Annotated in this window: 14 protein-coding genes; 11 read left to right on the top strand and 3 right to left on the bottom strand. The window is 71.2% G+C overall.

The features are described from left to right. The first annotated feature begins 6 nt into the window (after positions 1-6). The 5 genes from ACWGKT_RS30200 to ACWGKT_RS30180 all read left to right on the top strand — a co-directional run bounded on the left by ACWGKT_RS30200 (position 7) and on the right by ACWGKT_RS30180 (position 4,540). Entirely contained in the window at positions 7-1,161 is a 1,155-nt protein-coding gene (locus ACWGKT_RS30200; protein ID WP_453276177.1) for a carbohydrate kinase family protein, read from the top strand. A 128-nt stretch (positions 1,162-1,289) separates the two neighbouring features. Next, on the top strand, positions 1,290-2,357 hold the full coding sequence (locus ACWGKT_RS30195; protein ID WP_356145393.1) for a PhoH family protein: 1,068 nt from the start codon (positions 1,290-1,292) through the stop codon (positions 2,355-2,357). 15 nt (positions 2,358-2,372) lie between these two features. Next, on the top strand, positions 2,373-2,870 hold the full coding sequence (ybeY, locus tag ACWGKT_RS30190) for an rRNA maturation RNase YbeY (protein WP_453276176.1): 498 nt from the start codon (positions 2,373-2,375) through the stop codon (positions 2,868-2,870). 9 nt (positions 2,871-2,879) lie between these two features. Beyond that, on the top strand, positions 2,880-4,184 hold the full coding sequence (locus ACWGKT_RS30185; RefSeq protein WP_453276175.1) for a hemolysin family protein: 1,305 nt from the start codon (positions 2,880-2,882) through the stop codon (positions 4,182-4,184). After that, positions 4,181-4,540 (top strand): MmcQ/YjbR family DNA-binding protein, encoded by a 360-nt coding sequence (locus ACWGKT_RS30180; protein ID WP_356145387.1) that lies wholly within the window; start codon positions 4,181-4,183, stop codon positions 4,538-4,540. Before ACWGKT_RS30185 ends, ACWGKT_RS30180 begins: the two co-directional genes overlap by 4 nt. Here the strand turns inward: ACWGKT_RS30180 and ACWGKT_RS30175 are convergent. Beyond that, positions 4,502-5,956 carry an MFS transporter gene (locus tag ACWGKT_RS30175; RefSeq protein WP_453276174.1) on the bottom strand — a complete coding sequence of 485 codons (1,455 nt, stop codon included), beginning with the start codon at positions 5,954-5,956 and terminating at the stop codon, positions 4,502-4,504. The two genes, ACWGKT_RS30180 and ACWGKT_RS30175, sit on opposite strands and share 39 nt — an antisense overlap. A gap of 159 nt (positions 5,957-6,115) precedes the next feature. Here ACWGKT_RS30175 and ACWGKT_RS30170 point away from each other — a divergent pair, with 159 nt between their 5' ends. From ACWGKT_RS30170 to ACWGKT_RS30150, 5 genes are all read left to right on the top strand, one after another. Then, positions 6,116-6,937: a helix-turn-helix transcriptional regulator gene (locus ACWGKT_RS30170; protein ID WP_453276210.1), complete on the top strand. Its 822-nt coding sequence runs from the start codon at positions 6,116-6,118 to the stop codon at positions 6,935-6,937. Between the two features lie 28 nt (positions 6,938-6,965). Continuing rightward, positions 6,966-7,319: a cytidine deaminase gene (locus tag ACWGKT_RS30165; protein ID WP_453276173.1), complete on the top strand. Its 354-nt coding sequence runs from the start codon at positions 6,966-6,968 to the stop codon at positions 7,317-7,319. 207 nt (positions 7,320-7,526) lie between these two features. Next, on the top strand, positions 7,527-8,003 hold the full coding sequence (locus ACWGKT_RS30160) for a hypothetical protein (protein WP_453276172.1): 477 nt from the start codon (positions 7,527-7,529) through the stop codon (positions 8,001-8,003). Positions 8,004-8,146: 143 nt separating this feature from the next. Next, positions 8,147-9,490 (top strand): beta-xylosidase, encoded by a 1,344-nt coding sequence (locus ACWGKT_RS30155; protein ID WP_453276171.1) that lies wholly within the window; start codon positions 8,147-8,149, stop codon positions 9,488-9,490. 93 nt (positions 9,491-9,583) lie between these two features. Beyond that, positions 9,584-10,621, top strand: a complete 1,038-nt coding sequence (locus ACWGKT_RS30150) for a WxL protein peptidoglycan domain-containing protein (RefSeq protein WP_453276170.1) — start codon at positions 9,584-9,586, stop codon at positions 10,619-10,621. On the opposite strand, the gene ACWGKT_RS30145 is transcribed toward ACWGKT_RS30150, so the two are convergent. Beyond that, a complete protein-coding gene (locus ACWGKT_RS30145) occupies positions 10,515-10,853 on the bottom strand; it encodes a P-II family nitrogen regulator (RefSeq protein ID WP_235452279.1) in 339 nt (112 codons plus the stop codon). The genes ACWGKT_RS30150 and ACWGKT_RS30145 overlap by 107 nt on opposite strands. Continuing rightward, entirely contained in the window at positions 10,850-12,160 is a 1,311-nt protein-coding gene (locus tag ACWGKT_RS30140; protein ID WP_453276169.1) for an ammonium transporter, read from the bottom strand. The genes ACWGKT_RS30145 and ACWGKT_RS30140 overlap by 4 nt, the downstream gene beginning before the upstream one ends. Before the next feature lie 142 nt (positions 12,161-12,302). Between ACWGKT_RS30140 and era the strand changes: the two genes are divergently transcribed. After that, positions 12,303-13,265 carry a GTPase Era gene (gene era, locus ACWGKT_RS30135; RefSeq protein WP_235452277.1) on the top strand — a complete coding sequence of 321 codons (963 nt, stop codon included), beginning with the start codon at positions 12,303-12,305 and terminating at the stop codon, positions 13,263-13,265. Positions 13,266-13,270 lie beyond the last annotated feature (5 nt).

Here is a 13,270-nt window from a genome sequence, read left to right as displayed (position 1 = left end):
CGCACCGTGACCGCGTCCAACGCGTTTGCCGGAGAGGAACCGGAGTACCGGGAATTCACTGTCGAGGCCCCGCACTGCCCGGCCCATGTCGACCCCCTCGCCGCCCTGCGCGTGCCCGACGACCCGCCCTGGGACGTCTACCTCACGGGAACCGTCTTCCTGGACATCATCTTCACCGGGCTCGACTCGGCCCCCGTGCGCGGAACGGAGTCCTGGGCCCGGGGGATGGGCTCCAGCCCCGGCGGGGTCGCCAACATGGCCACGGCACTGGCCCGCCTCGGCCTGAAGACGTCCCTTGCCGCCGCCTTCGGCGACGACCACTACGGCGAGTACTGCTGGGACGCGCTCGCCCAGGGCGAGGGCATCGACCTCGCCCTGTCGCGCACGGTCCCGGGCTGGCACTCCCCGGTCACCGTCTCCATGGCCTACGAGGGCGAGCGCACGATGGTCTCGCACGGCCACGAGCCGCCCCCGGAGGAGCCCGCGCCGGACTGCCCGCCCCGCGCGCGTGCCGCCGTCGCCTCCCTCACGCCCGGCAGCAGCGCCCCGTGGGTCGCCCAGGCCGCGAGGAAGGGCACCCGCGTCTTCGCCGACGTGGGCTGGGACGAGACCGGCGCCTGGGACCTGGCCGGGCTGCCCGACCTCAAGCACTGCGAGGCCTTCCTGCCCAACGCCGAGGAGGCCAGGCGCTACACCGGCGCCGACTGCCCCCGCGAGGCGGCCCATGCCCTGACCGCACACGTACCGGTGGCGGTGGTGACGCTCGGCTCCGAGGGCGCGTACGCGGTCGACCGCCGCACCGGGGAGGCCGCCGAGGTGCCCGCGATCGCCGTGGAGGCCCTCGACCCGACCGGCGCCGGCGACGTCTTCGTGGCCGGCTTCGTCACCGGCACCCTGGCCGGCTGGCCGCTCGCCGACCGCCTCGCCTTCGCGGGCCTGACGGCGGCCCTGTCCGTCCAGGAGTTCGGCGGGTCGCTGTCGGCGCCCGGCTGGTCGGAGATCGGCGCCTGGTGGCGCAAGGTGCGCTCGGTGCCGGGGCAGGATCCGGCGGCACTGGAGCGGTACGCGTTCCTGGCCGACCTGGTGCCGCCGAAGGAGCAGGTGCGGCCGTGGCCGCTGCGGCGGGCGGTCCCGACGATCGGATTCCGGCGCTCGGCGTGAGGGCCTCTTCCAGGGCATGGAAAAGTCCTACGGCGTTGTCAGTCCCCCGTCGTACCCTTGGAATCGCGAGGCCGCCCTCAGCTATGCGGCCGTGACGAGGAGGAACCGCAGGCCTTAAGCGCCGGCCCATGACTCAGACACCCACAGCTCAGACCCCCGCGCAGGGGCAGGCGAGAGCACAGTTCACGGTCCCCGCCCAGCATCCGATGGTCACCGTGCTGGGATCCGGCGACTCCCTCCTGCGCGTGATCGAGAAGGCCTTCCCCGGGGCCGACATACATGTCCGGGGCAATGAGATCAGCGCGGTCGGCGACGCCGGCGAAGTCGCCCTCATCCAGCGCCTGTTCGACGAGATGATGCTGGTGCTCCGCACCGGGCAGCCGATGACGGAGGACGCAGTGGAACGCTCGATCGCGATGCTGCGGGCGAGCGAGAACGGGGAGGGCCCGGAGGAGACCCCGGCCCAGGTGCTCACGCAGAACATCCTGTCCTCGCGCGGCCGCACGATCCGCCCCAAGACGCTCAACCAGAAGCGGTACGTCGACGCGATCGACAAGCACACGATCGTCTTCGGCATCGGCCCCGCCGGGACCGGCAAGACCTACCTCGCCATGGCCAAGGCGGTGCAGGCCCTGCAGTCCAAGCAGGTCAACCGCATCATCCTGACCCGCCCCGCGGTCGAGGCCGGCGAGCGGCTGGGCTTCCTGCCCGGCACGCTCTACGAGAAGATCGACCCCTACCTGCGCCCGCTGTACGACGCGCTGCACGACATGCTCGACCCGGACTCGATCCCGCGCCTGATGGCGGCCGGGACGATCGAGGTCGCGCCGCTCGCCTACATGCGCGGACGCACCCTCAACGACGCCTTCATCATCCTTGACGAGGCCCAGAACACGAGCCCCGAGCAGATGAAGATGTTCCTCACCCGACTCGGCTTCGACTCGAAGATCGTGATCACCGGTGACGTGACGCAGGTCGACCTGCCGAACGGCACCAAGAGCGGTCTGCGGCAGGTGCAGGACATCCTGGAGGGCCTGGAGGACGTCCACTTCTCCCGGCTGTCCTCCCACGATGTCGTACGGCACAAGCTGGTGGGCCGTATCGTCGACGCGTACGAGTTGTACGACAGCGAGCACGGCACCGAGAACGGCACCCACAAGGGCGGCCGGGGCAGGTCCGGGCACAAGGGGAAGTAGAGACACGGCAGCACCATGTCGATCGACGTCAACAACGAGTCCGGAACCGAGGTCGATGAGCAGGCGATCCTCGACATCGCCCGCTACGCGCTCGCGCGGATGCGCATCCACCCGCTCTCCGAGCTCTCGGTGATCGTCGTGGACGCCGACGCCATGGAGCAGCTGCACATCCAGTGGATGGACCTGCCCGGCCCGACCGATGTCATGTCCTTCCCGATGGACGAGCTGCGGCCGCCGTCCAAGGACGAGGAGGAGCCCCCGCAGGGCCTCCTCGGCGACATCGTGCTCTGCCCGGAGGTCGCCGCCAAGCAGGGCACCGAGGCACCCACGCAGCACTCCATGGACGAGGAGCTCCAGCTGCTCACCGTCCATGGCGTGCTGCACCTGCTCGGCTACGACCACGAGGAGCCGGACGAGAAGGCCGAGATGTTCGGCCTCCAGGCGGCCATCGTGGACGGCTGGCGTGCGGAGAAGGGCCTGACCGGCCCGTCCCCGGCGCCCACGGTCTCGTAAGCGGGTCGTATGAGTCCGCAGATCGTCCTCGGCGCGATCGCGCTGGTCGTCGTCGCCTGGCTGGCCGCCTGCGCGGAGGCCGGCATCGCGCGCGTCTCCAGCTTCCGCGCCGAGGAGGCGGTGAAGTCCGGGCGGCGCGGCAGCGCCCGGCTCGCCCAGGTCGCCGCCGACCCGACCCGCTATCTCAACGTGGCGCTGCTGGTCCGCGTCACCTGCGAGATGGCGGCCGCGGCCCTGGTGACCTACGCCTGTCTCCAGGCGATCGCCGTGACCTGGCAGGCCCTGCTCGCCGCGATCGGCGTCATGGTCCTCGTGTCGTACGTCGCCGTCGGCGTCTCCCCGCGCACCATCGGCCGCCAGCACCCGCTGAACACGGCGACGGCCGCCGCCTATGTGCTGCTGCCGCTGGCCCGGATCATGGGCCCGATCCCGTCGCTGCTGATCCTCATCGGCAACGCGCTCACCCCGGGCAAGGGCTTCCGCCGCGGCCCCTTCGCCTCCGAGGCGGAGCTGCGCGCGCTGGTCGACCTGGCCGAGCAGGAGTCGCTGATCGAGGACGAGGAGCGCCGCATGGTGCACTCGGTCTTCGAGCTCGGCGACACCCTGGTCCGTGAGGTCATGGTCCCGCGCACCGACCTGGTCGTCATCGAGCGGTACAAGACCATCCGCCAGGCCCTCACCCTCGCCCTGCGCTCCGGCTTCTCGCGCATCCCGGTCACCGGCGAGAGCGAGGACGACATCGTCGGGATCGTGTATCTGAAGGACCTGGTCCGCAAGACCCACATCAGCCGCGACGCCGAGAACGACCTGGTGTCCACGGCCATGCGACCCGCCTTCTTCGTACCCGACACCAAGAACGCCGGCGATCTGCTGCGCGAGATGCAGAAGGAACGCAACCACGTCGCCGTCGTGATCGACGAGTACGGCGGCACCGCCGGCATCGTCACCATCGAGGACATCCTCGAAGAGATCGTCGGCGAGATCACCGACGAGTACGACCGCGAACTCCCGCCCGTCGAGGAGCTCGGCGACGACTGCTACCGGGTCACCGCTCGCCTCGACATCACCGACCTCGGCGAGCTGTACGGCCTGGAGGAGTACGACGACGAGGACGTGGAGACCGTCGGCGGACTGCTCGCCAAGGCACTGGGCCGGGTGCCCATCGCCGGCGCGTCCGCCGAGGTCGAACTGCCCGACGGCCGCAGGCTGCGGCTGACGGCGGAGGCCGCCGCCGGCCGCCGGAACAAGATCGTGACCGTGCTGGTGGAGCCGGTGGGCAAGGCGGAGCCCCCCGAGGAGGCGGATCCGCAGTGACCCCGGAGCAACTGCGTTCCTGCTGCCTGTCCTTCAACGCGGTGGTGGAGGACTTCCCGTTCCGCCCCGAGACGTCCGTCTTCAAGGTGCTGGGCAAGCTCTTCGCCCTGACCACCCTGGACGCCCGCCCGCTGACGGTGAACCTCAAGTGCGACCCGGAGGACGCGATCCGGCTGCGCACCGAGTACGAGGGTCTGATCATCCCCGGCTACCACATGAACAAGCGGCACTGGAACACCGTCACGGTCGACGGCGAACTCCCGGACCGCCTGGTCCGGGAGCTCATCGAGGACTCGTACGACCTGGTCGTCGCCGGGCTACCGCGCGCCGACCGGCTCCGCCTCGACCGCCCCTGACCGGGAGCGCAGCCCGAGACCGACGAACACCGCCGCGGCCAGCACGATCGCCGCGTCCAGGGCCAGCACGACGTGCACGCCGGACAGCAGGTCGCCGGAGGTGGTGGCGAGGACGCCGAGCAGCGGGATGCCGACCGTGATGCCGACCTGCTGCGTCGAGGTGACCAGACCGGTCGCCAGACCCTGCTCCTCGTCCGGGACGCCGGAGGTGACCGTCAGGCCGTACGAGATGATCGCGCCCAGGTGGCACATGCTGGCCAGCGAGATGGCGGCCGTCGCGAGCCACACCGACCAGGGGTGCGCGTTCAGGCCGAGCAGTGCGGCGACCAGGACTCCCTGACCGGCCAGCGAGCCGACCAGCGTGCGGCGGGCGCCGAAGCGGCCGATGACCTTCGGGGCCCGGACCCCCGCGACCGCCGACAGCGCGCCCTGCACACCGAAGACCAGGCCGGTCCGGAAGGCCGACAGACCGAGGGTCTCCTGGAGGTACAGGGTCAGGACGAAGACCACCGTCGACATCATCGAGAAGGTGACCAGACCGCCCAGGTTGCCCCAGGCCACCGTGCGGCGGCGCAGCATCGGGAGCGAGACCAGCGGGGACGGCGAGCGGGACTCGACGGCGACGAAGGCGGCGAGCAGCAGGACGCCCACGACCAGCGCGGTCAGGACGTCCGCACGGCCGAAGCCCTGCTCGGCGGCGGTGGACAGGGCGTAGATCAGCGACAGCAGACCGCCGGTGACGGTGACCGCGCCGGGCACGTCCAGCCGCGGACGCTCCGGGGTGCGCGACTCGGGCAGCAGCCCCGGCGCCAGCGGGAGCACGACCAGCGCGCAGACGGTCAGCAGCCCCATCGTGGAGCGCCAGCCCAGGCCGTCGGTGAGCAGACCGCCCGCGACCATGCCGACCGTGAAGCCCAGCGACAGCACCGTGCCCGAGACGCCCAGGGCGCGGTCACGGGCCGGTCCCTCCGGGAAGGTCGTGGTGAGCAGCGACATGCCCGTCGGCACGATCGCCGCCGCGCCCAGGCCCTGCAACGCCCGTCCGGCCAGGAAGGACGCCGGGTCCCAGGCGAACGTGGCGAGCAGCGAGGCCGCGCCGAACAGGGCCAGCCCGGACAGGAACAGCCGCCGGCGGCCGTACAGGTCGCCGACGCGGCCGAACAGGAGCAGGAAGCCGCCCGAGGGCAGCGCGAAGGAGGTGACCGCCCACTGGAGGGCGGACCGGCTCATGCCGAGGTCCTCGCCGAGGTCGGGCAGGGCCACGTTCAGGACGGAGAAGTCCAGGGCGACCATGAACTGGGCCGCGCACAGGACGAAGAGGACGAGCCGGTCGCGCGTCGACAGCCGGGGGGTGTCGAGCGGTTCGCGCAGGTCTCGATGCGGAGTTGTGGGTGAGGAGGTGGTGTCGATCGCCATGCCACGAGCTTGTGGCCGCCGGAACAATCGTGGGGAGTCGGAACTTATGGTGGTGGTGGCACCACCAGACAGTACGAGGGGGATCCGTACGTGCCCGAGGACGCGTTCAAGAGCGCCGCGCTGAAGAGTCATCGGCGGCGCGAGCTACGGGAGTTCCTGATGAGCCGGCGGGCCCGGGTGAGCCCGGCCGAGGCGGGGCTGCCGGTCGGCGGCGCCCGGCGGCGCACGCCCGGACTGCGCCGCGAGGAGGTCGCCGTGCTCGCCGGGGTGGGCGCCTCCTGGTACCAGTGGCTGGAGCAGGGGCGGGACATCTCCGTCTCCCCGCAGGTCCTGGACGCCGTCGCGCGCGTGCTGCGGCTCAGCGACGCCGAGCGCCGGCACCTGTACGCGCTGGCCGGGCTGAACCCGCCCGCGCCCGAAGTCGCCGCGGAGAAGCGGGACATGTGCGACGGGCTGCGGCGGGTGATCGACACCTGGATGCCGTATCCGGCGCACATCATGGACCTGTACTACAACTGCGTGATGTACAACGACGCCGCGGCGATGGTGCTCGGCATGCGGCCCGACATCACGCAGAACTGTCTGGTCGACTTCTTCACCGACCCGTTGTACCGGTCCCGCAGCAAGAGCTGGGAGGGCAACGCCCGGACCGTCGTGGCGCAGTTCCGGGCGGCCTGTGCCGCCCGCCCCGACGACGAGGGGTTCCAGGCGGTGCTCGCCGAAGTGCGGGCGGCCAGCGAGGAGTTCGGCGCGCTGTGGGAGGAGCGGGACATCGAGGACGCGGGCCAGATCCGCAAGGAGCTCGACCATCCCGTGGTCGGCCTGCTGGTCGTCGAGTCGACGCTGATGAAGGTGCCGGCCCGGCCCGACCTGGCGATCGTGCTGCACACCCCGCTGGACGAGGCGAACACCGCCGCGAAGCTGGAGTGGCTGGCCTCTCCGGAGGGCAGGCGCGGGGCGTTGTACCCCGTGGCGGGGTGAGCGGCGCTCGCCTTCGTATGCTCGCCTCATGACCGACAGCAACGCGCTTGACCCCGAGGACCGCAAGATCGTCACCCTGGCCCGTTCGGCCCGGGCCCGCAACGCCGTGCCCGAGGGCGCGGCCGTACGGGACGAGACCGGCCGGACGTATGTCGCCGGGACCGTCGCCCTCGACTCCCTGAAGCTCTCCGCCCTGCAGACGGCGGTGGCGATGGCGGTGGCGTCCGGGGCGAAGTCGCTGGAGGCGGCGGCCCTCGTCACCGAAGCGGAGGGCGCTTCCGCGGCTGACCTGGCCGCCGTCCGGGACCTCGGCGGCGCCGGGACCCCGGTGCTGGTGGCGGGGCCGGACGGCACGGTGAGGACCACGGTCCAGGCCGGCTGACTCCCTTACCGGAGCGGGCCGTCCGACGCCGCAGCGGAGTAGTCCGGAATTCATCCTTGCCGTCGCTTGCCTCTCGCGCATCAATGGGAACGTAAGTTCCGACGGGCCGTCAGGTCCGAGCCTCTCAGTGTGCCCGCACCCACCTGAGACAGGCATCCCGTCCATCCCCACATGGCATTCCCCCACGGGAAGGGAGCCGGATTCCCCATGAGAGGCAAGCGCTTAGGAACCGGTGCGGCAGTGACGGTCGGGGCCCTCGCGGTCACCGGCCTCGCGTTCGCACCCACCGCGGTCGCCGTCACCCCCCAGTCGGCGACCATCACCGCGGACTGCGGTGTCTTCGGCGGCGGTGCGGCCACGCTCACCGCCACCCAGAGCGGCACCTCGGCCACCATCACCCTCACGTCCAGCGCGGTCACCGCACCGCTCGCCGTGTCGGCCGACTCGATCACGTCCAAACTCACCCTGGTGAAGGCCGGCGGCGGCACCACCGTCTTCAGCGGGAAGAAGAACCCGGCCATGGCGGCCGGGAGCCCGGTCAGCGTCGGCCCGCTCAGCGGCACCGTGGCCTCCGGTGACAGCCTGGAGGCGCACGGCGGTTCGCTGCAGATGACCGTCTTCGGCATCACGATCACCTGCACGGCCACGGCGAACCAGTCGCCGGGTCCGTTCGTCTTCGACTGAGCGATCCGTTCCGGATGCCGCAGAAACTGATGAACCGTCAGCTTTCTGCGGCATCTCCATTGACTTCTCACGGGACCTGCACATCAATGGCCCCCTGTCGGCGCAGACGAGCCGCTGCGCCCACATCCCTCAGGAGGGGGCCCATGGGTGAGACACCCCGAAGAGACCGTCGGTGGCGCTGGGCAGCACTGCTCGGCGCGACCGCGCTCGCGGTCACCGCGGGCGGCGCGCTGGCCTGCCCGGCCGGCGCCGCGGGCGCGAACGCCGCAGGCACGAACGTCGACTTCGGCACACATTGCATCCCGCCCGCCGTCGCGGGCATTCCGCCGATCGACGGCACCACCACCGCGAGCGTCTCGGTGGACAACACCAGCCCCAAGGTCGGCGACACCGTCACCGTGACCTACACGGTGGTCACGCCCGCCGCCAGCAACCCCACCGACATCGCCCTGCCGGCCGATATCATGACCCCGACCGGCAAGGTCGCCCTCGGCGGGGCGCAGACCGGTTCCGTCACGGTCGCCGGTCCGAAGAAGAACACCCCGGTGCCGGGCAAGGGCACCTTCCCGTCCTTCTCCATGACCGGGACGTTCACCGTCACCACGCCCGGCGCGATCACCCTCTCGCCCGGCGACTACAACATCCACACCAGCTACATCCTGGAACTGGACACCCCCTGCACGGTCATCACACCGCCCGCCCCGGTGTCGGAGACCGTCACGGCGACCTCCGGCACGCCCACCAACACCCGTGCCATCTCGCTGAGTTCGGCCTCCGGGAACCCCGGTGCCGGCGTCACCGTCAGCGGCAGCAACTTCACGCCGGGCGCCACGGTCACCCTGGCCGGCCGCTCCGGTGACACCCTGACGGCGGACAAGGCGACCGCGACCGCGAACGCCCAGGGCTCCTTCAGCGGCACGATCACCGTCAACGACAAGACGACGACCGGGATCGTGGCGTACGAGGGCAGCTCATGGAACCCGGACAAGGGGGCCGGCCCGGCCGCCTACGTCGTGAACGACACCACGCCCGTGCCCGACGGCAGTCAGAAGCTGACCACCACCGTCAAGGCGGGGACGCTGTCCATGTCCCAGGTCGGGGACGCCGTCGCGCTGTCGGCGGTCGACTTCGGCAAGGGCGGCGCCTCCACGGGCACCCTGAAGACGGTGACGGTGAAGGACTTCCGCGGCGGGCCCGCGGGCTGGTCCCTGACCGGCAAGGTCACCGACTTCACCGGCCCCGGCGCCAAGATCGACGCCGGCAGGCTGAGCTGGACCCCCGCCTGCGTCACCAAGGCGGGCAGCCCGAGCACCTGCAAGGCCGGTTCCGCTGGAGCGGTGGGCGGTTCGGGAGCGACCCTGGCGTCGACCCCCGACTCCACGCTCACCGGCGGTGAGTTCACCGTGGACGCCGGACTGTCGCTGGACGTACCGGCGTTCACGCCTCCGGGCTCGTACTCCGGCGTCCTCACCCTGACGCTCACCTGATCCACCCTCGCTCGGTGGCCGGGCGCCCGACCGCACCGGGGCCGCACCCGCCCGTCCCGCCGTCCCGACTCCGCCCGTGGGGGGTCCGCACCCATGCGCAAGCCGTACGTCCTCCTCCTGTGCCTCGTCAGCCTGTCTCTCGGGGCCTTCGGATTCCTCGGGGCCACAGCCCTTCCCGCACAAGCCGCCGACAACGGCAGCTGGTCCGTCTACCCCGTCTCCTCCCAGGTCGCGGCCCGGCCCTACTTCTACCTCTCCGCCGACCCCGGGCAGACGATCACCGACAAGGTGGTCGTCGCCAACAAGACCGCGAAGCCGCTGTCCTTTCGCCTCTACGCGGCCGACGCCTACAACACCGCGCGCGACGGAGGCTTCGCCGTGCGGACGGTCAAGGAGCGGATGCGGGGCGTCGGGGCGTGGGCGAAGCCCGCGAAGTCCAAGGTCACCGTGCCGGGCCACAGGACGGTCACCGTGCCCTTCACCCTGCACGTCCCGCGGGATGCCGAACCGGGCGACCATCCGGGTGCGATCGTGGCGCTCGACGAGCGGGTCGATCCCGGCACCGGTTCCCTCGCGCTCGGGGTGCGGCGGGCCGTCGGCGCCCGGGTGTACCTCCGGGTGAGCGGGCCCACGCTGCCCGCGATCTCCGTCGAGAACGTGCACCTCAGCCACCACCAGCCGCTCGTCCCCGGCCTCGGCGACAGCACGGCCACGATCTCCTACACGCTGCACAACACGGGCAACGTCACCCTCGACCCGAAGGTGGAGCTCCGCGCGCGGGGCCTGTTCGGCCGTACGCTCCTGGCCCGCGAGCTGACCCGGATCCCCTCCGAGCTGCTGCCCGGGCAGCGGGTACGGCTCACCGAGCCCTGGCGGGGCTCGCCCCAGTTCGACTGGGGGGACGTCACGCTGACCGCGAGCGCCACCGGGACCCACGAGTCGGCGAGCGCCTCGTTCTTCGCGCTGCCGTGGCTGGTGGTGGCGCTGGTCTTCGCCGCCGGGGTGGTGGGCGGGGTGCTCCTGGTCAGAGCGCGTCGGGGCCGCGCTCGCCCGTCCGTACCCGTACGACCGTCTCGACGGGCACGGCCCACACTTTCCCGTCCCCGATCTTCCCCGTCTGCGCGGCCTTGACGATCGCGTCGATGACGTCCTCCGCGGCGGCGTCCTCGACGACGACCTCGATCCGGACCTTGGGCACCAGGTCGACCCGGTACTCCGCGCCCCGGTACACCTCGGTGTGGCCGCGCTGGCGCCCGTACCCGCTGGCCTCGGTGACGGTCAGGCCGTGCACGCCGAGCTCCTGGAGGGCGGTCTTGACCTCGTCGAGCCGGTACGGCTTGACGATCGCGGTGATGAGCTTCATGCCTGGGTGTCGACCTTCTGGGCGGTGGGGACGAGGGAGTGGGCGACCGGGGCGCCGTGGCCCAGGACCCCGTGATCGTAGGCCGTCTCCGCGTGCACCGTAAGGTCCAGTCCGGTGTGCTCCTGCTCCTCGCCGGCGCGCAGGCCCAGGGTCTTGTCGAGCAGCTTGCCGATGCCGTACGTGACACCGAAGGCGTACGCCGCCACGGCCACGATCGCGACCAGCTGCTTGCCGAGCTGGGTGACGCCACCGCCGTAGAGGAGGCCCTCCGCGCCGCCGGTCATCGCCTTCTCGGCGAACAGGCCGATCAGAAGGGTGCCGATGATGCCGCCGACCAGGTGAACGCCGACGACGTCCAGGGAGTCGTCGTAGTTCAGCCGGAACTTCCAGCTCACGGCGTACGAGCAGACGACGCCGGCGGCGAGGCCGACGACCAGGGCGCCGAGCAGGGAGACGGAGCCGCAGGAGGGCGTGATGGCCACCAGACCGGCCACCGCGCCGGAGGCCGCGCCCAGGGTGGTGGGGTGCCCGTCGCGCTTCTGCTCGACGAAGAGCCAGCCGAGCAGACCGGTGCAGCCGGCGGCGAGGGTGTTGAGGAACGCGGCGGCCGCGAGGCCATTGGCGCCGAGGGCCGAGCCGGCGTTGAAACCGAACCAGCCGAACCAGAGCAGACCCGCGCCCAGCATCACCATCGGCAGGTTGTGCGGGCGCATGGCGTCCTTCTTGAACCCCAGCCGTGGCCCGATGACCAGGCACAACGCCAGTCCGGAGGCGCCGGAGGCGATCTCCACGGGCAGGCCGCCGGCGAAGTCCAGGGCGCCGAGCCGGTCGAGGATCCAACCACCCGGGCCCCAGACCCAGTGGGCGACCGGAACGTATACCAGCAGGGCCCACACGGGTACGAACACCAGCCACGCCCCGAATTTCACCCGGTCCGCGACCGCGCCACTGATCAGCGCGGCCGTGATGATCGCGAAGGTGAGCTGGAAGGTGGCGAAGAGGAGGGTGGGGACGGTGCCCTGGACGCTGTCCGGGCCGAGGCCGCTCATCCCGGCCTGGTCGAGTCCGCCGATCAGCCCCGCCGCGCTGTCGTGCCCGAAGGCGAGGGAGTAGCCCACCGCCAGCCAGACCACCGTGACCAGGGCGATCGACACGAAGCTCATCATCAGCATGTTCAGGACGCTCTTCGTGCGGACCATGCCGCCGTAGAACAGGGCCAGGCCCGGGGTCATCAGCAGGACGAGGGCGGTGGCGGCGAGCATCCAGGCGGTGTCGCCGGTGTCTGCGTGAGCTGCGGCGAAGGTCACGGGCGTCTCCAACGGTGTGGGGGCTCGTCAGAGATTCCTGGGCGCGCGTTTCCGGTCGCGTACAGGTGTGTTTCCGTGACGTTTCGTTGCGTGCGGGTTACCGGAACCTCACGGTGCGGCGGGGCTTCGTGGATCAGGGAGAATGGGCGCCATGAGCGTTCGTACCCAGTCATCCGAGCAGTCGGCCGAGGCCGTCCACCGCGCCGGCTTCGCCTGCTTCGTGGGCCGTCCCAACGCGGGCAAGTCCACCCTCACGAACGCACTGGTCGGTCAGAAGGTGGCGATCACCGCGAACCAGCCGCAGACGACGCGGCACACGGTGCGCGGCATCGTGCACCGGCCCGACGCCCAGCTGATCCTGGTGGACACCCCCGGTCTGCACAAGCCGCGCACCCTGCTCGGCGAGCGCCTCAACGACGTGGTCCGCACCACGTGGGCCGAGGTCGACGTGATCGGCTTCTGCCTTCCGGCGAACGAGAAGATCGGCCCCGGTGACCGCTTCATCGCCAAGGAGCTGGCCGGGATCCGGAAGACCCCGAAGATCGCCATCGTCACCAAGACCGACCTGGTGGACTCCAAGGCCCTCGCCGAGCAGCTGATCGCGATCGACCAGCTCGGCAAGGAGCTGGGCTTCGAGTGGGCGGAGATCGTGCCGGTGTCGGCGGTCGGCGACAAGCAGGTGGGCCTGCTGGCCGACCTGCTCGTCCCGCTGCTGCCGGAGGGCCCGGCGCTCTACCCCGAGGGCGACCTCACGGACGAGCCCGAGCAGGTCATGATCGCGGAACTGATCCGCGAGGCGGCGCTGGAGGGCGTCCGCGACGAGCTCCCGCACTCCATCGCGGTGGTCGTCGAGGAGATGCTCCCCCGCGAGGACCGCCCCGCCGACAAGCCCCTCCTCGACATCCACGCCAACCTCTACATCGAGCGCCCCAGCCAGAAGGGCATCATCATCGGCCCCAAGGGCAAGCGCCTGAAGGAGGTCGGCATCAAGTCCCGCAAGCACATCGAGGCCCTCCTCGGCACGCCCGTCTTCCTGGACCTCCATGTGAAGGTCGCCAAGGACTGGCAGCGGGACCCGAAGCAGCTGCGGCGGCTCGGGTTCTAGTCCGG

It is taken from the genome of Streptomyces sp. NPDC054794, assembly GCF_053611585.1.
The sequence above is the reverse complement of the archived record's forward strand: the minus strand, read 5'-3'. Positions and strand labels throughout refer to the sequence as shown.

Bases quoted from the DNA above. Each gene is read 5' to 3' on its own strand.
- ACWGKT_RS30195 (WP_356145393.1), top strand. From the start codon at position 1,290: ATGACTCAGACACCCACAGCTCAGACCCCCGCGCAGGGGCAGGCGAGA.
- ybeY (WP_453276176.1), top strand. From the start codon at position 2,373: ATGTCGATCGACGTCAACAACGAGTCCGGAACCGAGGTCGATGAGCAG.
- ACWGKT_RS30185 (WP_453276175.1), top strand. From the start codon at position 2,880: ATGAGTCCGCAGATCGTCCTCGGCGCGATCGCGCTGGTCGTCGTCGCC.
- ACWGKT_RS30175 (WP_453276174.1), bottom strand. From the start codon at position 5,956: ATGGCGATCGACACCACCTCCTCACCCACAACTCCGCATCGAGACCTG.
- ACWGKT_RS30170 (WP_453276210.1), top strand. From the start codon at position 6,116: ATGAGCCGGCGGGCCCGGGTGAGCCCGGCCGAGGCGGGGCTGCCGGTC.
- ACWGKT_RS30165 (WP_453276173.1), top strand. From the start codon at position 6,966: ATGACCGACAGCAACGCGCTTGACCCCGAGGACCGCAAGATCGTCACC.
- ACWGKT_RS30160 (WP_453276172.1), top strand. From the start codon at position 7,527: ATGAGAGGCAAGCGCTTAGGAACCGGTGCGGCAGTGACGGTCGGGGCC.
- ACWGKT_RS30155 (WP_453276171.1), top strand. From the start codon at position 8,147: ATGGGTGAGACACCCCGAAGAGACCGTCGGTGGCGCTGGGCAGCACTG.
- ACWGKT_RS30150 (WP_453276170.1), top strand. From the start codon at position 9,584: ATGCGCAAGCCGTACGTCCTCCTCCTGTGCCTCGTCAGCCTGTCTCTC.
- ACWGKT_RS30145 (WP_235452279.1), bottom strand. From the start codon at position 10,853: ATGAAGCTCATCACCGCGATCGTCAAGCCGTACCGGCTCGACGAGGTC.
- era (WP_235452277.1), top strand. From the start codon at position 12,303: ATGGGCGCCATGAGCGTTCGTACCCAGTCATCCGAGCAGTCGGCCGAG.